Origin of the sequence: Amycolatopsis sp. NPDC102389, assembly GCF_044765885.1 — a bacterium.
Taxonomy (GTDB): domain Bacteria; phylum Actinomycetota; class Actinomycetes; order Mycobacteriales; family Pseudonocardiaceae; genus Amycolatopsis.
The window spans coordinates 1-24,304 of sequence record NZ_JBIWKX010000088.1 but is presented as its reverse complement, the minus strand read 5'-3'; the positions used below and the strand labels follow the sequence as shown (position 1 = coordinate 24,304).

The 24,304-nt window shown below is 68.7% G+C and carries 24 protein-coding genes; 13 read left to right on the top strand and 11 right to left on the bottom strand.

Annotated elements, in window-relative coordinates:
• The first annotated feature begins 473 nt into the window (after positions 1-473).
• Positions 474-950, top strand: a complete 477-nt coding sequence (locus ACIRGA_RS38415) for a DUF4262 domain-containing protein (RefSeq protein ID WP_400951445.1) — start codon at positions 474-476, stop codon at positions 948-950.
• 4 nt (positions 951-954) lie between these two features.
• Here the strand turns inward: ACIRGA_RS38415 and ACIRGA_RS38410 are convergent, their stop codons facing one another.
• The 3 genes from ACIRGA_RS38410 to ACIRGA_RS38400 are packed head-to-tail and all read right to left on the bottom strand — an operon-like array spanning position 955 to position 3,206.
• Positions 955-1,647, bottom strand: coding sequence for a GntR family transcriptional regulator (locus tag ACIRGA_RS38410; RefSeq protein ID WP_400951442.1), 693 nt, complete (start codon positions 1,645-1,647; stop codon positions 955-957).
• A 3-nt stretch (positions 1,648-1,650) separates the two neighbouring features.
• Complete coding sequence (locus ACIRGA_RS38405) at positions 1,651-2,421, bottom strand: maleate cis-trans isomerase (RefSeq protein ID WP_400951439.1); 771 nt, start codon at positions 2,419-2,421, stop codon at positions 1,651-1,653.
• Positions 2,422-2,465: 44 nt separating this feature from the next.
• On the bottom strand, positions 2,466-3,206 hold the full coding sequence (locus ACIRGA_RS38400) for a maleate isomerase (RefSeq protein ID WP_016336992.1): 741 nt from the start codon (positions 3,204-3,206) through the stop codon (positions 2,466-2,468).
• Positions 3,207-3,304: 98 nt separating this feature from the next.
• On the opposite strand from ACIRGA_RS38400, the gene ACIRGA_RS38395 reads away from it, so the two are divergent.
• Both ACIRGA_RS38395 and ACIRGA_RS38390 read left to right on the top strand, forming a co-directional pair.
• Entirely contained in the window at positions 3,305-4,294 is a 990-nt protein-coding gene (locus ACIRGA_RS38395) for a D-2-hydroxyacid dehydrogenase (protein WP_400951435.1), read from the top strand.
• An 8-nt stretch (positions 4,295-4,302) separates the two neighbouring features.
• Positions 4,303-5,679 carry an amidase gene (locus ACIRGA_RS38390; RefSeq protein WP_400951432.1) on the top strand — a complete coding sequence of 459 codons (1,377 nt, stop codon included), beginning with the start codon at positions 4,303-4,305 and terminating at the stop codon, positions 5,677-5,679.
• A gap of 52 nt (positions 5,680-5,731) precedes the next feature.
• Here the strand turns inward: ACIRGA_RS38390 and ACIRGA_RS38385 are convergent, their stop codons facing one another.
• Entirely contained in the window at positions 5,732-6,952 is a 1,221-nt protein-coding gene (locus tag ACIRGA_RS38385; RefSeq protein ID WP_400951429.1) for an MFS transporter, read from the bottom strand.
• Entirely contained in the window at positions 6,949-7,467 is a 519-nt protein-coding gene (locus tag ACIRGA_RS38380; RefSeq protein ID WP_400951426.1) for an ArsR/SmtB family transcription factor, read from the bottom strand. Before ACIRGA_RS38380 ends, ACIRGA_RS38385 begins: the two co-directional genes overlap by 4 nt.
• A gap of 108 nt (positions 7,468-7,575) precedes the next feature.
• Here ACIRGA_RS38380 and ACIRGA_RS38375 point away from each other — a divergent pair, with 108 nt between their 5' ends.
• The gene (locus ACIRGA_RS38375; RefSeq protein WP_400951424.1) at positions 7,576-8,550 is read left to right on the top strand and encodes an aldo/keto reductase; all 975 of its coding nucleotides are present in this window, start codon (positions 7,576-7,578) and stop codon (positions 8,548-8,550) included.
• Here ACIRGA_RS38375 and pqqB read toward each other — a convergent pair.
• From pqqB to pqqA, 5 genes are all read right to left on the bottom strand, one after another.
• Positions 8,547-9,410 carry a pyrroloquinoline quinone biosynthesis protein PqqB gene (gene pqqB, locus ACIRGA_RS38370; RefSeq protein ID WP_400951420.1) on the bottom strand — a complete coding sequence of 288 codons (864 nt, stop codon included), beginning with the start codon at positions 9,408-9,410 and terminating at the stop codon, positions 8,547-8,549. The genes ACIRGA_RS38375 and pqqB overlap by 4 nt on opposite strands.
• Complete coding sequence (gene pqqE / locus ACIRGA_RS38365; protein ID WP_400951417.1) at positions 9,407-10,486, bottom strand: pyrroloquinoline quinone biosynthesis protein PqqE; 1,080 nt, start codon at positions 10,484-10,486, stop codon at positions 9,407-9,409. Before pqqE ends, pqqB begins: the two co-directional genes overlap by 4 nt.
• Positions 10,477-10,749, bottom strand: coding sequence for a pyrroloquinoline quinone biosynthesis peptide chaperone PqqD (gene pqqD / locus ACIRGA_RS38360; protein ID WP_400951414.1), 273 nt, complete (start codon positions 10,747-10,749; stop codon positions 10,477-10,479). Before pqqD ends, pqqE begins: the two co-directional genes overlap by 10 nt.
• Positions 10,750-10,751: 2 nt before the next feature.
• Positions 10,752-11,432, bottom strand: coding sequence for a pyrroloquinoline-quinone synthase PqqC (gene pqqC, locus ACIRGA_RS38355; RefSeq protein WP_400951449.1), 681 nt, complete (start codon positions 11,430-11,432; stop codon positions 10,752-10,754).
• An 85-nt stretch (positions 11,433-11,517) separates the two neighbouring features.
• Entirely contained in the window at positions 11,518-11,613 is a 96-nt protein-coding gene (gene pqqA, locus ACIRGA_RS38350; RefSeq protein WP_007033797.1) for a pyrroloquinoline quinone precursor peptide PqqA, read from the bottom strand.
• Positions 11,614-11,893: 280 nt separating this feature from the next.
• Here pqqA and ACIRGA_RS38345 point away from each other — a divergent pair, with 280 nt between their 5' ends.
• Positions 11,894-12,880: a PQQ-dependent sugar dehydrogenase gene (locus tag ACIRGA_RS38345; protein ID WP_400951411.1), complete on the top strand. Its 987-nt coding sequence runs from the start codon at positions 11,894-11,896 to the stop codon at positions 12,878-12,880.
• 51 nt (positions 12,881-12,931) lie between these two features.
• Here ACIRGA_RS38345 and ACIRGA_RS38340 read toward each other — a convergent pair whose 3' ends face one another.
• Positions 12,932-14,308 carry a wax ester/triacylglycerol synthase family O-acyltransferase gene (locus tag ACIRGA_RS38340; RefSeq protein ID WP_400951407.1) on the bottom strand — a complete coding sequence of 459 codons (1,377 nt, stop codon included), beginning with the start codon at positions 14,306-14,308 and terminating at the stop codon, positions 12,932-12,934.
• Between the two features lie 95 nt (positions 14,309-14,403).
• On the opposite strand from ACIRGA_RS38340, the gene ACIRGA_RS38335 reads away from it, so the two are divergent.
• The 8 genes from ACIRGA_RS38335 (at position 14,404) to ACIRGA_RS38300 (ending at position 24,165) form a co-directional block, all read left to right on the top strand.
• A complete protein-coding gene (locus ACIRGA_RS38335; RefSeq protein WP_400951404.1) occupies positions 14,404-15,417 on the top strand; it encodes a glutathione S-transferase family protein in 1,014 nt (337 codons plus the stop codon).
• The gene (locus ACIRGA_RS38330) at positions 15,401-16,558 is read left to right on the top strand and encodes an NAD(P)/FAD-dependent oxidoreductase (protein ID WP_400951401.1); all 1,158 of its coding nucleotides are present in this window, start codon (positions 15,401-15,403) and stop codon (positions 16,556-16,558) included. Before ACIRGA_RS38335 ends, ACIRGA_RS38330 begins: the two co-directional genes overlap by 17 nt.
• Positions 16,551-17,174 carry a pyridoxamine 5'-phosphate oxidase family protein gene (locus tag ACIRGA_RS38325; protein ID WP_400951399.1) on the top strand — a complete coding sequence of 208 codons (624 nt, stop codon included), beginning with the start codon at positions 16,551-16,553 and terminating at the stop codon, positions 17,172-17,174. The genes ACIRGA_RS38330 and ACIRGA_RS38325 overlap by 8 nt, the downstream gene beginning before the upstream one ends.
• A gap of 120 nt (positions 17,175-17,294) precedes the next feature.
• A complete protein-coding gene (locus ACIRGA_RS38320; RefSeq protein WP_400951396.1) occupies positions 17,295-18,926 on the top strand; it encodes a thiamine pyrophosphate-binding protein in 1,632 nt (543 codons plus the stop codon).
• Positions 18,923-20,983 carry a hydantoinase/oxoprolinase family protein gene (locus ACIRGA_RS38315; protein ID WP_400951392.1) on the top strand — a complete coding sequence of 687 codons (2,061 nt, stop codon included), beginning with the start codon at positions 18,923-18,925 and terminating at the stop codon, positions 20,981-20,983. The genes ACIRGA_RS38320 and ACIRGA_RS38315 overlap by 4 nt, the downstream gene beginning before the upstream one ends.
• Positions 20,980-22,677 (top strand): hydantoinase B/oxoprolinase family protein, encoded by a 1,698-nt coding sequence (locus ACIRGA_RS38310; protein ID WP_400951390.1) that lies wholly within the window; start codon positions 20,980-20,982, stop codon positions 22,675-22,677. Before ACIRGA_RS38315 ends, ACIRGA_RS38310 begins: the two co-directional genes overlap by 4 nt.
• A 2-nt stretch (positions 22,678-22,679) precedes the next feature.
• On the top strand, positions 22,680-23,465 hold the full coding sequence (locus ACIRGA_RS38305) for an SDR family NAD(P)-dependent oxidoreductase (RefSeq protein ID WP_400951388.1): 786 nt from the start codon (positions 22,680-22,682) through the stop codon (positions 23,463-23,465).
• A gap of 4 nt (positions 23,466-23,469) precedes the next feature.
• Positions 23,470-24,165 (top strand): GntR family transcriptional regulator, encoded by a 696-nt coding sequence (locus tag ACIRGA_RS38300; protein ID WP_400951384.1) that lies wholly within the window; start codon positions 23,470-23,472, stop codon positions 24,163-24,165.
• Positions 24,166-24,304 lie beyond the last annotated feature (139 nt).

Sequence of the window (24,304 nt, the reverse complement as noted above, 5' to 3'; positions counted from 1 at the left end):
TCCTCGCCGGCGGGCGGGGGTGGGGGGGGGGGCGGGGGTGCTGTTCGTCCAACCCCCCCCCCCCCCCCCCCCCACGACCCACCTGTACCGGCCATGCCACGTTTGACTTACCCCTCAATAGAACCCCACTCGCCACTCACGACCTCCGCGCGAAGATGGGCAAAGTTCCCAAGTTGGTCACTTTAGGGCCGAATAAGTGTCCTTTGTGGACGCGCGGAAGGTGCAGGCTTGCGGGACAGCGCCTAGCCGCACCAAGTCCCCGACACCGAACCGACTCCAGGGGTACGTCGTTCGCGACGGTAGCCCGGCGGATTTCTCGGACAAGAAAAAAGTGTTGCCATGAAAGGAAAACTCGGCGCGATATCCAGTGTGAGAGGGCCGTTCGTCGCACGCGCGCCGATCCGGCCGTGAGTTTTTGTCGGTGCCCCGGTGCACAGTGTCGATCATCGGATTCGACGACTGGAGGAGAGCCGATGTGCTGGCATTGCGACAACCCCGGGAAGACCCGCGACGACTACCTCGTCGAGGAGGTCCGCCCGCTGATCCGGAAGTACGGCTGGATGGTGCAGACGGTCGAGCGTGGAATCGCCCAACCCGGCTTCGCGTACACGGTCGGTCTCACCGACGCCGGGCTTCCGGAACTCGTCGTCACCGGCCTGAGAGAACGAAGATCCGGCCAGCTGCTGAACTATTTCGCCCAGCGGGTGGTCCGGTCAGGGCCGCCGGAGGCGGGGGAGGTGCTGCCCGCCGAGGTGGGATGGCCGTCGTTCGAGGTCGTTCCGCTCAGTTCGCCGCCGGCGCACATGATCACCGCCGTTCTCCTGTACGGCGAGAACTTCCGGGCCCTGCAACTGGTCTACGAGGACGAGCACGGCAATTGGCCGTGGGACAGGGAGTTCCGTGGCGGGACGGGCGGGCAGCCGGTACTGGGGGCGAGAGGCCGTGGCTGAATCCCTAGGGCACCGCGGGAGCTTCGCCCTCCCGCAGGCTGGTTCCCGGGGCCAGCCGTTGGACGGCGTCCTCCATATGGGCTTCCAGCAGCGAAAGCGCGGTCTCTTCGTCGCCCGCCCGCAGAGCCTCGATGATCTTGGTGTGCTCGCTGACCCGTTCTTCGACCCGCTGGTAGGTCCCTTGCAGCGCGGTGAGGCACATCCGGGTCTCGATCAGCAGGGTCCGCGCCATGCGCACGAGCCGTTTGCTGCCGGACGCGGCGATCAGCGCCTCGTGGAACCGGAGGTCCGCCCAGGAGAGCGCGGTCGGGTCGTCCTCGTCCGCGGCGGCGGCCATGGCGTGCACGGCCTCTTCGAGTTCGGTGGCGACCCGTTCCCGGTCCCCGCGCAACGCCCGCAGCATCGCGGCGCGTTCGATGGCCGAGCGTGCCGAGTAGATGTCGTAGACGTCGCCGGGTTCGAGGTCGATCACGAACAGTCCGCGGTGCCGCTCGCTGCGCAGGAGCCCCTCGGAAACGAGGTGCTGCATCGCCTCGCGCAGCGGTCCCCGCGAAACCTGGAACCGGGAGGCCAGGTCCGTTTCACCGAGCTGGGTGCCGGGAGGGAGAGCGCCGGTCATGATCGCGTCCCGCAGCTGGCGCGCGATGATCCCGGCGGTCGATTCCCGGCTGACCGGCTCGATATCCGGCAAGGACATGGTTCAGCTGCTCCTCTGTCCGAACAGTGCGCCCAAGGTGCGGACGAGCGGGGACTTCCCGGTGAGCCGCAGGCCCTCCCAGACGGTGACCTGGTTGGCGGTCAGCACCGGCTTGCCGAGCCTGGTTTCGAGCGTGTTGATCTCGCCGAGCGTCCGCATGGCGGTGTCGGGGACGAGCAGGGCGTCGGCGACCGGGTGGTCGCGGCTCACCGCGAGTTCGACGACGGCTTCCGGGCTGAGTTCGCCGACCTCGGCGGCGGTGTCGATGTCCGCGCTGCCCATCGAGACCACTTCGACCCCGCCCGCGCCGAGGAACTCGACGAACAGCCGGGCGACGTCGTCCGGGTAGCTGGCGGCGACCGCGACCCGCCGGACGCCGAGGGCCCGTGCGGCGTTGACGAAGGCGAAGGAGGTGCTCGACGCCGGGACACCGGCGACGGCGGCCAGCCGGTCGGCCTGGTCGCGGGCGCCTTCCCAGCCGTAGACGAAACTGCCGCTGGTGCACGCCCAGACCACCGCGTCCGGTTCGTGTTTGGCCAGCAGCGCGGCGCCGTCGGCGAGCCGGCTTTCGCTGCCGAGGTCCAGGAGCTCGGGCACGGCGTGCAGGTCGGTCCCGTAGATGTGCTCGACCGGCAGTTTGATCCCGGCCATGTCCCCGCCGAGGAGCTGTTCCGCGAGCGGGTAGTCGTCTTCGGCCGCGTGATCGGGGTAGATGAACCCGATGGTGGTCGTCTCGGACGGCGGCTCGGGTGGGGCGAACGGCGTGATGGGCACGGAACCTCCGGAGGGCAGATTGTCGACAATCGTAAGGGAAGAGGTCAGTCGACCTCCCGGAGCCACTTGCCGGGCCCGACGATCGGCAGGTTCATCCGCCGGAGGCAGGCCCACATCGTGAGCTGATTCGCGGTGAGGACGGGTTTGCCGAGCGCGCTTTCGAGCGGCTCGATCAGATCGTAGGTGGGGAGGTTGGTGCAGCTGACGAAGATGGCTTCCGCGTCGGCGTGGTCGGCGGCGAGGATGCGTTCGGCGATGGTCCGGTAACTGACCTTCCAGATGCCACCGCCCAGGCCGAGATGGTCGCTCGAAACGGTGCGGACGCCGAGCTCGGCCAGGAAGTCGTGCAGCTTCCCGGTCAGGTCGCCGTCGTAGGGCGTCAGCACCGAGACGCGGTGGAGGTCGAGCTGATGCAGGACTTCCGCCAGCGCTCCGGACGTGGTGACGGCGTCCGTCGCGCCGGCGTCACAGATCGCCTTGGTCAGAGAGCGCTCGTAGTCCACACCATTGACGAAACTTCCGGAGGTGCAGAGATAGGCGACGACTTCGGGCTCCACGTGGAGCACGTCCCTCGTGGCGGCGGCGAGATGCCTGCTGTCGCTGACGAGCTGGGCCATTTCCATGCTGACGGGCACGGGCTCGTACGGCGTGCGCGCCAGATGGAGGGAGACCTCCATGGGTACCCAGCGCCACAGCTCACGTTCCAGGGCCAGGTCGAAGGGGGCGATCACGCCGATACCGCGTTGCGCCAACGGGCCTTCGAACTCCAGTAAGTCGAAATCCAAGTCTCAGCCTCCGGAAACTTCTGCTGTCACAGTCCGGTGCTCCGGGGGTCGTTCCTCGGATTGTTGACAATCATACGAGCCACTTTTACGGTGTCAACGTGATCGCCTCGGAGACCCCTGTGCTGGCGGTGCTCTGCGGAGACACGCGCCCACCGGACATGCGCGCTATCGAAGCCGAAGCGGTGGTTCGTTACACCGACGCGGCAGGGTTGGCCGACGCGTTATCCGGCGCCGACGCGTTCTTCGTCTACGACTTCCTGTCGACCGCCGTCCCTGGCGCCTGGCACGCGGCCGACAGGCTGCGCTGGCTGCACATCGCCAGCGCGGGTGTCGACCCGGTGCTCTTCCCGGGGCTGCAGGAGAGCGGCGTCGTGCTCACCAATTCGCGTGGGGTGTTCGACGGGGCGATAGCCGAGTACGTCCTCGGGGTCGTCCTCGCGTTCGCCAAGGACTTCGCCCGTTCGTGGGAGCTGCAGAGGCAGAGGCAGTGGAAGCATCGGGAGAGTGAGCGGATCTCCGGCCGCCGGGTGCTGGTGGTCGGCACCGGGCCGATCGGCCGGTCCATCGCGCGGATGCTGCGGGCGGCCGGGATGTCGGTCGCGGGTGTCGGACGCCGTCCTCGTGAGGGCGATCCCGACTTCGGAGACGTGTACGCGTCTTCGGATCTGGCTCGCCATCTTCCCGGAGCGGACTACGTCGTCGCGGTCGCGCCACTGACCGAGCAGACGAAGGGCATGTTCGACGCCGAGGCCTTCGCCGCGATGAAACCCGGCGCACGGTTCGTCAACGTCGGCCGCGGTGAGCTGGTCGTCACCTCGGACCTGATCGGAGCACTGCGGGACGGGTCGCTCGGCGGAGCGGCGCTCGACGTCTTCGACACCGAGCCGCTGCCTTCCGACAGTCCTTTGTGGACTATGGAGAACGTGCTGATCTCGCCGCATATGTCGGGCGACTTCGTCGGCTGGCGTAATACTCTGGTAGAGGTGTTCGCGGACAACTTCCGTCGCTGGCGCGCGGGGGAGCCGCTGCGCAACGTCGTGGACAAGCAGCTCGGGTACGTGCCGTCGGAGACGCTTCGCCAAGGTTAGGGGCCGGATTGAACGACACGAAGTTGACCGCGAGCGAGCTTGTCGCCGCGTACGCCACCGGGGAACTGTCGCCGGTCGAGGCCACTCAGAACGCCTTGCGTGTCATCGAAGAACGCGACGGCGAGACCAATGCCTTCTGCCTGGTCGACGCCGATGGCGCGCTCGAACAGGCGAAGGCTTCCGAGATCCGCTGGCGGGACGGCAATCCGATCGGCTGGCTCGACGGTGTCCCGGCCTCGATCAAGGACATGTTCCTGACCCAAGGCTGGCCGACGCTGCGCGGTTCGCGATGCATCGACCCCGACCAGCCGTGGGACGTCGACAGCCCGGTCACCGCGCGACTGCGTGAAAACGGCTTGGTGCTGCTGGGAAAGACCACGACGCCGGAACTGGCGTGGAAGGGCGTCACCGACAACACGCTGACCGGGATCACCCGCAATCCGATCGACCCGTCGACGACGGCGGGCGGCTCCAGCGGGGGCAGTGCCGCGGCCGTCGCGGCTGGGATGGGTGAGCTCTCCGTCGGTACCGACGGTGGCGGCTCGATCCGGATTCCGGCTTCGTTCTGTGGAATCGTCGGTCTCAAACCGACGCACGGCCGGATCCCGCTGTTCCCGGCGAGCCCGTTCGGTCCGCTCTCGCACGCCGGCCCGATGGCGCGTTCGGTGGACGACACGGCGCTGCTCCTCGACGTTCTCGCGATGCCCGACTACCGGGACCCGGCCGCGCTCGCCCCGCCCGTCTCGACCTACCGCGAGGCCGTCCGCCGGGACGTGCGCGGGCTGATCGCCGCCTACTCGCCGACACTCGGCTTCGTCGATGTCGACCCGGAGGTCGCGGAGATCGTCAAGTCGGCGGTCCAGTCGCTCGGGGACGCGGGCCTGCACATCGAAGAGACCGATCCCGGTTTCGCGGATCCCAAGCCCGCCTTCGACATCCTGTGGTCGACGGGCGCGGCCAAGTGGCTGGACACCTTCCCCGCCGGTTCGGAGACCAAGGTCGATCCCGGGCTGCGGAAGGTCTGGGAATTCGGCAAGACCTTCTCGGCGAGCGACTACCTCGGCGCCAACGCCGAGCGGGCCGCGCTGGGCATCCTGATGGGCGAGTTCCACACGCGCTACGACGTGCTGATCACGCCGACCCTGCCGATCCCCGCTTTCGAAGCCGGGCACGAGGTGCCGCCGGGCAGCGGGCTGAGCGGCTGGCCGGATTGGACGCCGTTCACCTACCCGTTCAACATGACCCAGCAGCCCGCCATCAGCGTGCCGGCCGGCCGCACCTCCAGGGGGCTCCCGGTCGGCTTGCAGATCGTCGGCCCACGGCACTCCGACGACCTGGTGCTCGCGGTCGCGAAGCTCCTCGAGGAGGTCCGTCCTTGGCCGTGACCTGCGGAAAGGGAGCAAGGGACCTTTGCTACCACTTCTCTCGGTGGTGAGGTCAGGGCTGGGCGGCGTGCGTCTTCCGGACGAGCCCGCGCACCTGGCCGCTGCACAGGGCGAGACAGGTGGCGGCCACGACCAGGGCGGCGCAGGCGAGCAGTGTCGTGCTGACGCCGAAGTGCTGCGCGGCCGGCCCGGCCGCCATCTGGCCGAGCGGCAGGGCGATGAAGGAACCGAGCATGTCGTAGGAATAGACGCGCGCGAGCTTGTCCTCGGGCACGTTCTCCTGCAGCGAGACGTCCCACGCGACCACGAACTGCTCGATCGCCAGGCCGGAGACGAACATGGCCGCGAGCAGCAGCGGAAGCCAGGGCGCCTGGCCGAGGAGGATCAGCGGCGGCGCTTCGAAAAGGATCACCGCCACGCCGACGAACAGCGCGCGCCGGGGCTGCCATCGCGCCACGAGGATCCCGCCGACGAGCGAGCCGATCGTCTGCGCGGCGAGGGCGAAACCCCAGCCGGAGCGCCCGAAAGAACCATCGGCGACGACGGGGCCGAGCACCGCGATCCCGCCGGCGATGACGGCGTTCACCACCATGAACTGCACGACCACGACCCACACCCAGGTCCGTGACCGGAATTCGCGCCAGCCTTCGGCGAGTTCCGCCAGCGGGCGGCTGCCGGGGACCCGTTCCCGGCGGTTGAGGCGGATGCGCCGGTACGACAGGGCGGAGCCCAGGAACAGGAGCGCGTTCCCGCCGAGCGCCCAGCCGGGGCCGACCGCGCTGACCAGGATGCCGCCGAGCCCGGCACCGGCGATCCGGCCGGAGTTCGACAGCAGCCTGGCCAGCGCGTTCGCCTGCGCGAGCTGGGTGGCGGGCACCGTCAACGGGGTGAGCGACGCCGACGCGGGTGCCGAGATCGCGGCCACCGCGCCGTTGACCACGCTCAGTCCGACCAGCAGCGGGATCGACGCGAATCCACAAAGGACACTCGCGGCGATGGCGGCCTGCGTCACGGTGGCGGCGACTTCGGTGCCTTGCAGGATCACCGAGCGCGGCAGCCGGTCCGCGAGCACCCCGCCGAACAGCAGCAGGACCACACTCGCCACCGAGCGGGCGCCGACGACGATACCGATGTCGACGGCGGAACCGGTCAGGTCGATCACGGCGAACGCGAGCGCGAGCGGGGCGACGGCGTTGCCGAACTCCCCGAACGTGCGGCCGCCGATCAGCCAGCGGAAGTTGTGGTGGCGCAGTGGTTCGCGCAGGGACGTCACGGTCGCCTCATCTCGAACATCGCGACCGTCGCGCTGACCGGGATCGTGCCCCGGGTCCGGGGCGGTTTCGCGGCCGAGTGCAGCAGATCGCTCAGTTCGCGGGCGTGTTCGAGTGCCTTCTCCCAGGTCTCGCGGTCGACCCACATCTCCGCGTCGCTGATCGACCCGTGTTCGCCGGGCAAGCGGAATTCGCTGCGGCGCTTGAGTTCTTCGGTCATCGCCGCGATGAGAAGCTGTTCTTCATCCGGATTCTTGGAGGTGAACCGCATCCCGGACTCCGGATCGTGGCGGTAGCGTTTCGCCAGCCCGCCCCGGATCCGGACCTCCTCGGCGACGTCGAGCAGCCCGGCCTCGTGCAGCCGCCGCAGGTGATAGCTGACATTCGCTTGTGTCTCACCGAGTTCGCGCGCGGCTTCGGCCGCGCTCATCGCGACACCGGTCAAAAGCGACAGAATGCGCAGCCGCACGGGATGGGCGAGGACGCGCAGCCCGTCGAGGTCGGGGGAGTCGGACATGCCCCGAGTATCGACTGCCGGGACGGCAACCGTCAAACAGTTATTTGGGGGTATCGTTGGCCGGGAGATCCGGTGCGGTGGACCGATGTCTGTGCTCTGCTGGGAGTCATGCGTACGACGACATTGGGCAGGAGCGGTCTCGAGGTGTCGAGGATCGCCTTCGGCACCTGGCAGCTCGGCGGCGACTGGGGTTCGTTCGACGAGGACACGGCGATCGCGGCGATCCACCACGCCCGCGAACTCGGGGTCACCCTCTTCGACACCGCCCAGGCCTACGGTTTCGGGAAATCCGAAGCGATGCTCGGGAAGGCGTTGCGCGAGGAGCTCAAGCGCGACCGCGACAACCTCGTCATCGCCACGAAGGGCGGCATCAAGCCGCGCTCCGAACGTCCGCGCGACTCCCGGCGCGAGTGGCTGACGCAGGGCATCGAGGACAGTCTTCGTTTCCTCGACGTCGACCACATCGACCTCTACCAGATCCACTGGCCCGATCCCGGCGCCCCGGCCGAGGAGACGGCGGCGATCCTGCAGGAGTTCGTCGACGCCGGGAAGATCCGGCATGTCGGCGTCTCGAACTACGACACCGCGGGGCTGGCCGCCTTCGACAAGACCCGTCCGGTGGAAACCCTGCAGCCGCCCTATCACTTGTTCCGCCGCGACATCGAAACCGATCCACTCCCGTATGCGCGGGAGAACGACATCGGTGTGCTCGTGTACAGCCCGCTCGGCAGCGGCCTGCTGACCGGGGCCTTCACGCCCGAGACGACGTTCGAGAAGACCGACTGGCGTTCACGATCGTCGGCGTTCACCGGCGAAACCTTCCTGCGCAACCTCGCCGTGGTCGACCGGCTCAAGGAATTCGCCGCGGGCAAAGGGATCTCGGTCAGTCAGCTCGCGATCGCGTGGACGCTCGCCCAGCCGGGCGTGCACGTCGCGATCGTGGGCGCGCGCAAGGCGGCCAACATCGAAGCCAGTCTCGCCGCGGCCGACATCGACCTGACCGCGGACGAGCTCGCGGAGATCGACCGGCTCACCGCCGACGCCGTTCCCGTGTCGGGAGCGAGCCCCGAGGGCGTCGCCTAGAGCTTGAATTCCGTACCGTCCAAGGGAAGCGAGGCGCCGCCGGTCAGTACGGCGGCGTGCTCCGGCGAGGCCGGGTCGATCACCGGGTTCGTGTTGTTCAGATGCGTGTACGCCCACCGCGGGCCGGGCCGCAGCTTCGCGAGGCTGCCGGTGATCGGCAGATGCCCCATCGCCAGCTGAGCGCCGTCGCCTACCTCGGCCGCGGTGGCGCCCGACATCTCGTCCGGCGCGTAGAAGGTGCCGTCCAGCAACACCAGGCCGGCGTCACGGGTGAAGTCGTCGAAGCCGTCCGGCCAGCTCTTCAGACAGGGCGCGTATACGAACACGCCACCGGTCCGGACGTCTTCGATCCGGTACGCCACCACCCATGGTCCGTCCTCAGTGGACGAACGCGCGTACTTCGGCCGCTTGTCGCTTACGGGAAGCGTGCTCACCCGCAGTCCGTCGATGGTGACGTCCGACGACGGCAGCCAGTCCCAGCCGCCGTAGCCGTCGATGATCGAACGAGCGGGGAACTGCTCGGACAAGGCCCCCAGAACAGCCTCTGGTGCCCATACCGGAAGGCCACCCGCTTCCCGCAACAGAAGCAGGCCCAGCGAATGGTCGAGTTCGGCGTCGGTCAGCAACACGCCTCGCAGCGGGATCTCCCGCGGTCCCGGCCCGGCGCGCAGTGGCGGCGTGGCGAGGATCTGCGCGCGGATGTCCGGTGACACGTTGAGCAGGTACCACCCCTCGCCGTCCGCGCTCACCGCGACACAGTCCTGGGTCCGCGGCGGTGCGTCCGAGACGCACAGCGCGCAGGCGCAGTTCCATTGCGGGAAACCACCGCCCGCCGCGGTGCCGAGCAAGATCACCCTCATCGTGGCCCTCGCATCACGAGTTCGTCCGTTTTCGCCGGCGTGGCGAGGATGAGGTCGACGACGTCGCGATGCGGTGAACGCGAGCACACCGGGTCCGTCGCCGAGGCGTCACCGGTGAGCTGGAACGCCTGGCACCGGCAGCCGCCGAAGTCGATCGCGCGCCGATCGCAGGTGCCGCAGGTGTCCGGCATCCAGTCCTCGCCACGATAAGCGTTGAAGGAGCTGGATTCGTACCAGATCCATGCCAGCGGCCGGTCCCGCACGTTGTCGAATTCCAGCGTCTCGATCGCCGTCGACGCGGGACAGGGCAGCACGTTCCCGTCGGGCGCCACGGTCAGTTGCCGCGCGCCCCAGCCGTACATGCACGGCTTCGGGTACTGCTCGTAATAGTCGGCGACGACGTAGATGATCTCCATGCGGCCGCGCAGCCGCTTGGTGGCCGCGCGCACGATGGGCTCGGCCTCGTCGAGTTGCCGCCGGGTCGGCATCAGGGCGTCGCGGTTGCGCAGGGCCCAGCCGTAGTACTGCGTATTGGCCAGTTCGAGCCGGTCCGCGCCCATGTTCTCGGCCAGGTCGATGATCCCGGCGAGCTGGTCGTGATTCTGCCGGTGCAGCACGACGTTGACCGAAAGCGGCAGCCCGGCCTTCTTGATCAGCTCGGCGACGACCAGTTTCCGGTCATGGGCTCGTGCGCCGGCGAGCCGGTCCGCGCGGTCGGCGGTCGCGCCCTGGACGGAGAGCTGGATATGCGCGATACCGCGCTCGACGAGATCGTCCAATCTGGACTCCGTCAGCCCGAGCCCGGACGTCACCAGGTTGACGTAGCACCCCAGTTTCGTGGCGTGCTCGACCAGGATGGGCAGATCCGGCCTGGCGAGCGGCTCGCCGCCGGACATGTGCACCTGAAGCACGCCGAGTTCTCGCGCCTGTGAAAGCACGGAAAGCCATTCCTCTGTGGACAGTTCGCCGTCGCGAGCGATCAGCTCCACGGGATTCGAGCAATACGGGCAATGCAGCGGGCAGCGATGGGTCAGCTCGGCCAGCATGCCCAGCGGCGCCGCGGTTTTCAGGTCCATTCGACGATCCGCCGATCTCCGAGCCGGGACAGGACGTCCAGGATTTCTTCCTCGCGAACACCGGCGTAGCGCTTGCGCAACGCCGAAGCGATCCCTGCGACGTCTTCGACGCCGTCGCAGAGCCCGAGTACGGCCGCCGTCGTGGGATTCGGGACGAGCACGCCTTCGGGGAACAGGAGGACGTGCGTTTCCCTGGTCTGGTCGTAGCTCAGCCGGACTCCGCGTCGCAGCCGCGGCACCGAGCCCGATTCGATGGTGGTCATGGCTACTCCTTGGCCGCCGCGCGCTCGATGGCGTCGAGCATCGACCAGAGCACGTCGGTCTTGAACGACAGCGCGGCGATCGCCTTCTCCTGCTGCTCACGGGTGACGGCGTGCCGTACGACGATGTCGAGCGTTCCCTTGCCCTCGCCGGAGACCTTGTCGATGCGGTTGGTGAAGTAGGCGAGGTCTTCCGGCGCGATCCACGAATAGTTCGCCAGCATGTCGGCGACCCGCCGCTGCATGAGATGGCCGGCGAACATTTCGGTCAGCCCCGAAGCGACCGCTTCGAGCCAAGGTTTCGTGCGGGCGAAAGTCACGTAGGCGTCGACGGCGAACCGTACGCCGGGGGCGACGTGCCGCTGATCGAGAACCTCTTCCCGGTCAAGGCCGACCGCGGTGCACAACCGGAGCCAGCGCTCGATTCCGCCGTCGCCGGCCTGCGCCCCGTCGTGATAGACGATGCGGTCGAGCCATTCCCGGCGTATCTCGGGCAGCGGGCAGTTGCTGATGATCGCCGCGTCCTTCTGCGGGAGTACGCACTGGTAGTACCAGCGGTTCGCGGCCCAGATCTTCAGCTCGTGCGCGGACAGGTCCCCGCCGTGCATCCGCACGTGGAACGGGTGCGTTCCCCAGTAGCGGTGCGAAAGCCCGCGCAAGGCCGCGATGAACTCCGACGACGACATGGGCGACACCGGGCAGCCTCCTGGGGCTCGCTGATCGGGACGGCGGCGCGGTGGTGGGGGACGGCCCCCACCACCGGATGCGGATTCAGTCCTCCATGCGGGCCGCGTAAGCGGTGACCTCCATGGGGGTTTCGTACTCGACGAAGTCGGGAGTGGTCCATACCTCGATGGTTTCGATCATTTCTCCTCCTAACGTCCACATGGGATCGAACGGGGGCGAGCCCCGCCACCCTAGAAGCGTGCCGCCGATTCTGGCCAGACGTAAGGCACAGGTTCCGGAGTCATTTTGTAAAGTTTCCTACCTATGGCCGATCGGGTCGCCCGATTCGTCACGCTCGGCGCATACAACGGTTAACGGCTCGCGCGCCCGATAGCCCGTCCAGTGGTGTCCGTTTCGTTATGTTGTGTGTTTCTATCCAACTCGACGGGGGCTCCAGGGTGGTAACCGAAGGAGGCGTCCCATGTCCTTACGTCGTACTCTCGCCGCCACGTTCGCCGCGGCGACGGCCGTGTCGATCGCGGCCATCCCGGCCGCGGCCGCCGAAGCGCCGTCCGTCCAGGCGATCAGACAGCTGGCGAGTGGCCTCAACCAGGCATGGTCGATCGACTTCCTGCCCGACGGCACCGGCCTCTTCACGCAGAAGGACGCCAAGACGATCAGCAAGATCGACAAGGCGGGCAAGGTCACCACGGTCCAGACCATCCCCGGGGTGAGCGTGACCGCGGAGGCCGGCCTGCTCGGCATCGCCGTTTCGCCGAAGTACGCCACCGACGAGACGGTCTTCATCTACTACACGACCAGCTCCGACAACCGCATCGCCAAGCTGAAGCTGGGCCAGACCCCGACTCCGATCGTCACCGGCATCCCGCGCGGCTCGCAGTACCACCACGGCGGACGGATCCGGTTCGGGCCCGACGGCTACCTCTACGCGGGGACCGGCGACGGCCAGAACGGTGCCAACGCGCAGAACAAGAACTCCCTCGGCGGCAAGGTCCTGCGCGTCACCACCGACGGCGCGGCCGCGCCCGGCAACCCGTTCAACAGCCGCGTCTACTCCTACGGTCACCGCAACGTCCAGGGGCTGACCTGGGCGAACGGGCAGCTGTACGTCTCCGACATCGGCGCGAACAAGCTCGACGAGCTGAACAAGATCGAGCCGGGCAAGAACTACGGCTGGCCGACCTGCGAAGGCCCGTGCAGCACGGCGGGGATGACCAACCCGGTCAAGGCCTGGCCGACGTCCTCGGCGACTCCGAGCGGGCTCGCGGCCTACAAGGGTTCGCTGTACATGGCGTCGCTCAAGGGCGGCACCTACAAGCTCGACCTGAACGGCAACGGCGGCAAGCTCTGGACCGATCTGGGCCGCACGCGGGATGCCACCGCCGGACCGGACGGCCAGCTGTACACGATCACCCCGGGTGCCCTCTACGTCTCCGACGGCAGCTAGCCCCCGGCGCGTTTAGTCCTCTGGATGCGGTGGACTACCGCATCCAGAGGACTAAACGCGGGGGATGGCCGCCGCGTGTTCGAGTTCGGCGAGCGCGGTGTCCAGGTGGGTCAGGATGCGCTGCAGATGCGGGACGCTCCGGCGGCAACCGGTGACGCCGAAGTCCAGGTTGTCGCCGTTGCTGGTCAGCGTGATGTTCAGCGCCTGCCCGTCCAGCAGCACCGACGCCGGGTAGATGCCGTCGAGCGAAGCGCCGTTCCAGTACATCTGCTTGCGCGGTCCCGGCACGTTGGAGATCACCAGGTTGAACGGCGGTTTCGTGTTGTTCACGAAACCGGGGATCGGCGACACGCCGAGCTGGGCGACGTTGATCCCCGACAGCAGCAGCGTCTGCAGCGGGGTCAGCTCGGAGAACAGCTTCTTCCCGTTCCGCATGGACGCGTTGATCGTCGCGAGCCGCGCGGCCGGATCGGCCAGATGCGTGGCGAGGTTGCACAGCAACGCGCCGATGTTGTTCCCCGCCGCGTCTCCACTGTCCTTGCGCCGCAAGGAAACCGGGACCATCGCGGTGAGCGGCGCGTCGGGGAGCGCGTTCTGTTCGATCAGGTAGTCCCGCAGCGCGCCCGAGCACATCGCGAGGACGACGTCGTTGCGCGACACCCCGGCGGCGGTCGCCACCTTGCGCACCCGGTCCAGCGACCACGACTGCGCGGCGAACCGCCGGGCCCCGCCGATCGGCACGTTCAGCATCGTCTTCGGCGCCTGCGCCGGCAGCGTGAGCGTGTGCTCCTGGAACGCCTCCCGCGCCACTTTCATCGCGGCGGGCGCGATACCGGCGAGCTGGTTGACCGTCTTGCCGAAGGTGCTGAACACCGAGGGCGACGCCTTGCCGTTGCGGCCGCCGTCCGGTTTGGGGCGACGGCCCCACGGCGGCGGGCAGTCGAGGTCGGCCGGGTCGTCCGACAGCGTGCCCTGCAGATGCCGCAGCGCCGAGACGCCGTCCATCAGCGCGTGGTGGATCTTGCTGTAGATCGCGAACCGGCCGTCCTGCAGGCCCTCGACCAGGTGGATCTCCCACAGGGGACGGTGCCGGTCGAGCAAGGTGCTGTGCCAGCGGCCGGTCAGCTCCAGCAGTTCGCGGATCCGGCCGGGCTGGGGCAGCGCCGAATGGCGGAAGTGATAGTCGAGTTCGAGGTCGGTGTCGGTCGACCAGGCGAGGTGACCGGCGGTGTTGACCGGCCGGGCGGGGCGGCGCCGGAACACCGAGCGCATGTTGTCGGACTCGAGCATGTTCCGGCGGATGTCACGCAGGTAGTCGGGCCCGGCGTCCTCGGGTTTCTTGAACAACTGCAGCCCGCCGACGTGCATCGGATGTTCGCGCGTCTCGACGAGAAGGAACATCGAGTCGGTCACGGGCATGAACGGCATCGTCGGACCACCTTCCGCGCGGCGGCGTGCGAGCACGCCGGGTGCCAGAGTCTACGCACACCGAAACCACCTTCTCACGCTTTAGGGTGGCTCACATGACGATCCCGACCGATCCGCAGACGGGTGAGTTCCGTCGGTCCGCCAACCATTTCGACGCGCGTATCACCGCCGACGGCCGCGACGGCTGGCCGGTGGAGGCCGGAAGATACCGGCTGGTGGTCAGCCGGGCCTGTCCCTGGGCGAGCCGTGGGCTGGTCGTCCGGCGGCTGCTCGGGCTCGAATCCGCGCTGAGCCTGGCCGTCGCCGACCCGATCCAGGACGAGAAGAGCTGGCGGTTCACCCTCGATCCCGATGACCGGGATCCGGTACTCGGCATCAAGTACCTGGCCGAGGCCTATCACGCGGCCGACCCGCACTACATGGGCGGGATCAGCGTTCCGGCCATTGTGGACATTCCGAGCAAACGGCTGGTGAGTAACGACTATCCCCAGATCACCCTCGATCTGTCCACCGAATGGACCAGCCTGCACCGGCCCGGTGCGCCCGATCTCTACCCTGAGCGACTGCGCGGCGAGATCGACGATGTCAACGCGGGTGTTTTCGCCGACGTCAACGCCGCCGTGTACCAAGCGGGTTTCGCGACCAAGCAAGCCGCGTACGACGACGCCTACACCCGGCTCTTCGCCATGCTGGACGTGCTTTCCGAGCGGCTCGAGAAGCAGCGCTACCTCGTCGGTGACACGATCACCGAAGCGGACATCCGGTTGTTCACCACGCTCGTCCGCTTCGACGCCGTCTACCACGGGCACTTCAAATGCAACCGGAACAAGCTGACCGAACTGCCGGTGCTGTGGGCCTACGCCCGCGACCTCTTCCAAACGCCGGGCTTCGGTGACACGGTCGACTTCGACCACATCAAGCGGCACTACCACGCGGTGCACGAGCAGGTGAACCCGACGCGGATCGTCCCCTTGGGACCGGATCTGTCCGGCTGGACGACGCCGCATCACCGGGAGCAGCTGGGCGGGCGCCCGTTCGGCGACGGCACGCCGCCGGGACCGCCGCCCGAGGACGAACGGATCGGGGACACGGATGGAGTCACTGCCTGAACGCACCGACGTCGTCGTGATCGGCGGCGGGATCATCGGGGTCGCCTGCGCGTACCGGCTCGCCGCCGCCGGGGTCTCGGTACTGCTGCTCGAACGCGACATCCTGGGCGCGGGCTCGACGGCGAAGGCGGCGGGCGGGATCCGGTCGTCGTTCACCACCCGGGTCAACATCGAGATCGGGCTGCGCGGGCTGGCCGAGTACGCCTCCTTCGCCGAGACGTACGGGACCGAGATCGATTTCCGCCGCGACGGCTACCTGTACCTGGTCACCGACCCCGCCGACCTGCCCGAATTCGAGCGCTGCGCCGAACTGCAGAACTCCTACGGTGTCCGCAGCCGGCTCGTCGAACCCGCCGAAGCGCGGCGGTTTTCCCCGCTGATCGACACCGAAGGCGTGGTCGCGGCGCTGTGGTCGCCGGACGACGCCAAGGCCACGCCGGACGCCGCCGTCCAGGGCTACGCGCGAGCGGCCCGCGGGCACGGCGCGGTGCTGAAGACCGGCGTCGAGGTCGTCGGGATCGAACGCGACGGCGACGAGATCACCGGTGTCCGGACCTCGGGCGGGTTCGTGCGGACGGACGCGGTGGTCTGTGCCGCGGGCGCGTGGTCGGGGCGGATCGGCGAGCTGGCGGGCGTCGAGCTCCCGGTGCGGCCGTACCGGCGGCAGGTCGTGTTCACCGGACCGGTCGCGGACCTGCCCGAGTCCGTGCCGCTGACCATCGAGATGCCCTCGGCGTTCTACTTCCACCGCGAGGGTCTCGGCCTGGCGATGTCCTTCTGCGACGGTGACGGCGACCCCGGCTTCGACACCCGGTACCAGCCGGGCGAGTGGCTGCCGAAACTCGCCGAAATCGCCGCGCGCCGGGTGCCCGCCGTGCTCGACGCCGGGATCCGCGGCGGCTGGGCCGGGCTGTACGAGGTCACCCCGGACCGCAACCAGATCGTGGGGGAAAGCGTCCACCTGTCGAGGTTCTTCTACGCGACCGGGTTTTCGGGACACGGGTTCCAGATGGGCCCGGCCGTGGGGGAGCTCGTGCGGGACCTCTACCTGGGGCGGGTCCCGGCCATCGACATCACCGGGCTCGACGTCCGCCGGTTCGCCGGCGACCGGGCCGTGACGAGGGAGCACAACATTGTCTGAGTTCGTCGAAGTCACCACCGAGGCCGAGCTGCGCGAGATCCTGCCGCCGCCGCTGGAGCGGACCGCGAACAAGGCGCGCCCGAAGCTGCACGAGCTCGACCGGCAGTGGCTGGCGCAGTCGCCGTTCGTGCTGATCGCGACGTCCGCGGCGGACGGCACCTGCGACGTCTCGCCGAAGGGCGACCCGGCCGGGTTCACGCTGGTGCTGGACGACACGCGGATCGCCATCCCGGAGCGGCCGGGCAACCGGCGCGCCGACGGGTTCTGCAACGTGCTGTCGAATCCGCATGTCGGGCTGATCTACCTGATCCCCGGCCGCGGCGACACGCTGCGGATCAACGGCCGCGCGCGGCTCGTGCGGGAGGCGCCGTTCTTCGACGACATGATCGTGAAGGGCAGCCGGCCGAAGCTCGCGCTGGTGGTCGACATCGACGAGATCTTCCACCACTGCCAGAAGGCGTTCATGCGGTCGAAGCTCTGGTCGCCGGAAAGCTGGACGCCTGACGCGGTGCCGCCGCGGGCCGCGATCGCGAAGACCTTCGAGCGGCCGGAGGAGTCGCTCGCCGACCTCGAGGCGTACTACGACCCTGCCGCCTACTCGGCCGGTTTGTACTGACGCCGTTGTCCGTGAAGGCCTCCTTGAGGGACCCAGAGTCCCTCAAGGAGGCCTTCACGGACCGTCGGGGCCTGGCGCGGTGGTTGCTGGATCGTTGAACGATCTGGCACTATCGGCGGGGTGCCTGCACCCACCGGAGCCCAGCATCTCGCCGACGCGCTGACCGCTCTGGGGACCGAAGTCGTCTTCGGTCTCCCCGGGGTGCACAACCTGCCGTTATGGGAGGCGCTGGCCGATACGGACATCCGGCTCGTCGGGGTCCGGCACGAGCAGACGGCCGGGTACGCGGCCGACGGTTACGCCCGCGCGACGGGGAAGCTCGGGGTCGCGCTCGTGACCACCGGGCCGGGTGCGGCGAACACGCTCGCCGCGGTCGGCGAAGCCATGGCGTCGGCGGCGCCGGTGCTCGTCATCGCGACCGACATCCCGTCCACGCTGCGGCGGCCCGGCGTGGTCCGCGGCGTCCTGCACGAGACGTCGGATCAGCAGGCGATGTTCGCGCCCGTCACCAAGGCCGGGTTCACCGTCACGAGCGCCGACCAGGTCGCCGCCACCCTCCATCGCGCGGCCAGGCTCGCGCTCCAGCCGCAGAGCGGGCCGGTCTACCTCGGCATCCCCACCGACTTCCTGTCCGAGCGGACGCCCGCGCGCCGTCCGCCGCGTTCGCACGCCCGGCCGTTCGAGATCCCGGATCTCACCGAGGCCGAGGCCTTGCTGGCCGCCGCCGACCGGCCGCTGATCTGGGCGGGCGGTGGCGCGCTGCGCGCCGAGGCGGGCGAGGCGATCGGGAAACTCGCCGAACGGCTGGCCGCGCCGGTGCTCACCACGTTCGGCGCCCGCGGACTCCTGCCGGTCGATCATCCTTGTCTCGCCCCGAATCCGGTGCACGCGCCCGAGGTCGGCGCGCTGTGGGACGAGGCCGACGTCGTCCTCGCCATCGGCACCGACTTCGACGGGCTGATGACGCAGAACTGGCTGATGCCGCGGCCGAAGAAGCTCATCGCGATCAACGTCGACCCCGACGACGCGGCCAAGAACTACCAGCCGGACATCACGCTGGTCGGGGACGCCCGGGTGCTCGTCGAGGCGCTGAAGGTCGAGGAACGGTCCGGTATCGCGGCGCTCGTCGGCAGGCTCGCCAAGGTCTCGGCCCGGGTCCGGCGGCGGATCAAGGAGGAGGAGCCGCAGGCAGCGGACCTTCTGTCCACTTTGGACGAAGTATTGCCGCCCGACTCGGTGGTGGTCGCGGACATGTGCGTGGCCGGGTACTGGATCGGCGGGTTCCATCGGGTCCGCGCGCCGCGCAAGCTCGCGTATCCGATGGGCTGGGGCACGCTCGGCTACGGTTTCCCCGCGGCTCTCGGCGCCGCCGCCGCGGGCGCAGGCCGCGCGATCTGCGTCACCGGTGACGGCGGTTTCCTCTTCGGCTGCGGTGATCTCCACACACTGGCGCAGGAACAGCTGCCGGTCACGACGATCGTCGTCGACGACGGCGGGTACGGAATGCTTCGCTATGACCAGGATCGTGCCGGCCTGCCGCGGCGAGGTGTCGACTGGGACAGCCCCGATTTCGTCGGCCTGGCGAGGTCGTTCGGCGTGCACGCGGATCGCGTCTCCGGCTTCGGGCGCGCGTTCCGGCGGCTGCTCGGCGAGTTCGTCGAATCCGACGAGCCGAACGTGCTGGTCGTGCGCGCGAAGATGGCGCCGCCGCTCAACACCTCACCGCGCTGGTACCGCAAGGAATCCCCGTGAGCGGGCTTCGCGTCGGCGTGGACATCGGCGGCACGTTCACCGATCTCTGCGTGCTCGACGAAACCGGGGTCGTCGCCGTCGGCAAGGTGCTGACGACGCACGACGAGCCCGCCCGCGCGGTCGAAGAAGGTCTCAAGAGGACGCTCGCCGACGCGGGGCTGGACGCGGCCGACGTGGAGCAGTTCGTGCACGGCACCACGCTGGTCACGAACGCGCTGATCGAACGCAAGGGAGCGCGCACCGCGCTGCTCGCGACCGCCGGTTTCCGTGACGTGCTGGAGATGCGGCGCGAGCATCGGTACGAACTGTACGACCTGCTCATCGAACTCCCGACCCCGCTGGTTCCCCGGCATCTGCGGTTCGACGTCCCCGAGCGGGTCCTCGCCGACGGCACCGTCCACACGGGACTCGACGAGGAGTACGTCGCGCGGCTCGGCCGCGAACTCGACGCCCGCGGGATCGACGCGGTGGCGATCTGTTTCCTGCACGCCTTCACGAATCCCGCGCACGAACAGCGGACCGCCGAGGTGCTCGCGGACGTGGCGCCCCGGCTGCGGGTCGCGCTGTCCAGCGAGGTTGTTCCCGAGATCCGCGAGTTCGAACGCGCGTCCACCACGGTCGCGAACGTCTACGTCCAGGACCTCACCGAACGCTATCTGCGTGACCTGGAACGGCGTCTGCACGAGGCAGGCGTGCGGCCGTCGCCGCACATCATGCTGTCCAACGGCGGGATCGCGACCGTCGACACCGCCGCTCGCTACCCGATCCGCATCCTCGAATCCGGCCCGGCGGGTGGCGCGCTGGCCGCGGCCGCGATCGGCACGGCCGCCGGCGTCGAGGATCTGCTGGCCTTCGACATGGGCGGCACGACGGCGAAACTGTGCATGATCTCCGGTGGCGCGCCGCTGGTGACGCACGAGTTCGAAGTGGACCGGAAGTACCGGCTGCTGCCGGGATCCGGGTTGCCGGTCAAGGTACCGGTCACCGACATGATCGAGATCGGCGTCGGCGGCGGCTCGATCGCGCGGATCGACGCGCTCGGCCTGCTCACCGTCGGCCCGGATTCGGCGGGGTCCGAGCCGGGCCCGGTCTGCTACGGACGCGGCGGCACCGAGCCGACCGTGACCGACGCCGACCTCGTGCTCGGCTATCTGGATCCGGGGTACTTCCTCGGCGGCGGAATGACTTTGGACGCCGAGGGCGCACGCGAGGCGATCCGCTCGAAGATCGCCGGACCGCTCGGCGTCAGCGTCGAAGAGGCCGCCTGGGGCATCCACACCAGCGTCAACGAGGACATGGCCAACGCCGCCCGCGTCCACGCCGTCGAACGCGGCAAGGATCCGGCGAAGCTGCCGATGTTCACTTTCGGTGGCGCCGGGCCGGTGCACGGCGTCGGTGTGGCGCGGGCGCTCGGCGCGCCCGAGGTGGTCGCGCCGCCCGCCGCCGGGGTGCTGAGCGCGGCGGGATTCCTCACCGCGCCACTGGCCTTCGACTTCGTCCGTTCCGCGCGCTCGGCGGTCCTCGATCTCTCCTGGGAGCAGGTCGACGCGCTGTTCGCCGAGATGGAGGCCGAGGGCGCGGAGCTGCTGGAGAAGTCCGGTGTGGACGGTGCGAAGGTGACGCATCGCCGGATCGCCGAGATGCGCTATTCCGGGCAGGGCTACGAGATCCGCGTGCCGGTCGAGCGGGGGAACTGGCCGGAGTCGCTGGTCGACGCCTTCACCGAGACCTATCGGACGCTGTACCGGCGGACCGGGCCGGACGTCGCGATCGAGGTGCTCAACTGGCGGGTCGTCTCCAGCGGTCCGGTGCCCGAGGTCACGTTGAGACTCGCGGGTGCCGAGGCATGCGGAGACGCGCGCAAGGGGAGCCGCCCGGCCTACTTTCCCGCCGAAGGTGGATTTGTCGACACGGCGGTGTTCGACCGGTACCGGCTCAAGCCGGGCGACCGCGTCGATGGACCGTCCATCGTGGAGGAACGGGAGTCCACAGTGGTCGTTCCGCCGGGCGCGCACTGTGTCGTCGGCCAAGACGCCGGCCTGGTGGTGACGGTATGAGCGTCGACCCGATTCTGGTGGGGGTGCTGGGAAACCGGCTGCACTCGATCCTGGCCGAACAGCAGAACGCGCTCGTCAACACGGCGTTCTCGTCCGTGGTGCGGGAATCGCTCGACCTCGCCTGCGCGGTGTTCGACTCACGCGGCGAGATGATCGGCCAGTCCGTCGGCGGGACCCCGGGCCACATCAACGCGATGGCGACCGGGATGCATTACTTCGTCGCCGCGTACCCACCGGAGACCCTGGAACCCGGTGACGTCCTGCTCACCAACGATCCGTGGCAGACCGCCGGGCAGATCAACGACATCACCGTCGCGACGCCGGTGTTCCTGCGGGGCAGGCTGGTCGCGTGGTTCGCTTCCTGTTGCCACGCCCCGGATATCGGCGGGCGCCTGGTCTCCGCCGAGGCGCACGAGGTCTTCGAAGAGGGGCTGCGCCTGCCTATCATGAAGTTCCTCCGCGCGGGCGAGGTCAACGCGGATCTCGAACTGCTGATCCGCTCGAACGTCCGCACCCCGGAGGAGACCATCGGTGATTTGTACGCCCAGGTCACCGGGAACGAGGTCGGCGCCGCCAGCCTGGTTCGGCTGCTGGAGGAATTCGGCCTCGATTCGCTGGACGACGTCGCCGCGGAGATCATGAACCGCTCCGAGCGGGCGCTGCGCGACGCGCTGGCGAAACTGCCGGACGGCACCTACACCAGCGAACTGGTGACCGACGGTTTCGACGACGAAGAGGTCGTCCTCAAGGTCGCCGTGACCATCGACGGCGAGGACATTCACCTCGATTTCGCGGGATCGTCGCCGCAGAGCCGCCGCGGGATCAACGTCGTCCTGAACTACACGCGGGCGTACGCATCGTTCGCGGTCAAGGCGGCCATTTCGCCGGAGGTGCCGCACAACGCGGGTTCCTTCCGGCCGGTGCACGTCACCGCGCCGGAGGGGTCAGTGCTCAACTGCACGCCGCCCGCGCCGGTCGCGTCCCGGCATCTGATCGGGCACTTTCTGCCTTCGCTGCTGATCAGCGCCCTGCCCGGCAACGCCATGGCGCACAGCGCGGACGCGTTGTGGATGACGATCTGGCGCGGTACCGACGCCGAAGGCCGTGAGTTCATGCTCAACGTCTTCCAGACCGGCGGGATCGGCGCGAGATCCACAAAGGACGGTTTGAACACCACGGGGTTCCCGAGCGGCCTGCGGTCCACGCCGACGGAGGTCATCGAGACGATGGCGCCGCTGATCCAGCGTGAACGTGTGCTGCGCACGGACTCGGGCGGCGCCGGAAAGTGGCGCGGCGGCCTGGGTCAGTGCACGACCATGGCCGCGCGCGGCGAGATCTCGTGGAGTGTCAACGGGAACGTCGACCGGGTGCGCCGTCCGGCGTCCGGTGTGGACTCGGGACACGACGGGTCGGTGGGCAGGTTCGAGCTGACCCGTGGTCCGCTGCCGTCGAAGAGCCGGATGAACCTGCGGCCGGACGACGTGGTGAACGTGTTCCTGCCGGGCGGCGGCGGTTACGGCGACCCACACGAGCGCGATCCGGAAGCCGTGCTCGCCGACGTCGTGGACGGGTATGTCTCGGTGGGAGCGGCGCGCGAACTGTACGGCGTCGAAGTCACCTATCACGGAGATCCCGAGGCGCTGGTGCGCCTTCCGGAGGACTACACAGCGGTTTCGTCGAGAGGGAGGAAATGAGCATGGGCCGGCTGGCAGGCAAGGTCGCGGTGGTCTTCGGGGGAGCGAGGGGCATCGGCCTCGCCACCGTGAAGGAGTTCGTCGCCGAGGGTGCGACCGTGTTCTCCAGCGACGTTCGCGAACCCGCGGAAACCGTCGAAGGCGCGCGACACTCCCTTGTGGACGCCACCGACGAAGGACAGGTCGACGCTTTCGTACGCGGTGTGGTCGCCGAAACCGGCCGGGTCGACGTCCTGTTCAACAACGTCGGCATCCATCTCGGGAAACCGTTGGCGGACACCACGCTGGCGGAGTTCGACAACATCTTCGCGCTGAACGTGCGCGCCGCCTTCCTCGGCACACGGGCGGTGCTGCCGCACATGATCGCGAACAAGGCGGGCAGCATCGTCACGACGTCGTCCAACGGTGGCGTGATGGGCCGACCCGGCGACCCGGTGTACAACGCCACCAAGCACGCGCTGGTCGGCATGACGAAGTCGATCGCCGTCGCGCACGCGCACCAGGGGATCCGCGCGAACACGATCAATCCGGGCGCGATCGACACGGACATGCTGCGCGGCACGCTCGCTTCGCCGGAGGATTTCGAGGCCAGGCAACACCAGTTGACCGCGAGCACGCCGGCGGCGCGGGTCGGCGAGGCATGGGAGGTCGCGAAGGCCGTGGTCTTCCTGGCCAGCGACGAATCCCGGTTCGTGAACGGGGTCGCGCTCCCGATCGACGGCGCCAAGGCCGCCGGTGCCATGCCCGGCGACCGGTACAGTCTCGACTTCGAACTCGGTGTCAGGTAGCGCCATGTCCACACCTGCCGCCGAGGAGACACTGGCCCGCGACAGACCGTTGCTCGAACGGAGCGGGACCGCGGAACGGGTCGCCGAGATCCTGCGCCAGCGCATCACCGAAGGTGTTTTCCCGCCGGGGTCGAGGCTTTCCGAACCGTCGATCAGCGCCGCGCTGGGTGTTTCGCGCAACACCCTGCGCGAGTCCTTCCAGCTGCTGGCGCACGAACGGCTCGCGGTGCACGAACTTAACCGCGGCGTGTTCGTCCGCGAGCTGACCGCGCAGGACATCTCGGATCTGTACGTGATGCGCCGGGTCACCGAATGCGGTGCGCTGCGGCGCGCGTCGGAGCTGTCCACTGTGGACCTCTCGGCCGTCGCGGCCGCGGTGCGGGACGGCCGTGTCGCGGCCGACGAAGGCGACTGGCAGGCCGTCGGGACCGCGAGCATCGCGTTCCACCAGGCGGTGGGCGACCTGGCGGGCAGCGAGCGGGTCAGCACGACGATGCGTCAGGTACTGGCGGAGACGCGGCTCTTCTTCGTGCTGGCGGAGAACACGCGCGCGTTCTTCGAACCGTTCCTGGAACGGCATGAGCGGATCCTGCGGGATCTGGAGCAGGGGCGCTTCGGACCGGCCGAGACTGCGCTGGAGAAGTACCTGCGGGCCGCGGAGAAGCAGCTTCTGGCCGCTTATGACCGCCGGGACTCGTGAGCGGCGCCGATCTTAGGTGTCGCGAAAGCCACTTTCGAGACATCAGACCTGGATCCACCGATGTTTGTGGTGAGTTGATCGTGTCGTAGGCGCGCAGATGCCCTCTGACTTGGGACGATTGGTCTTGCGACAGAACAAT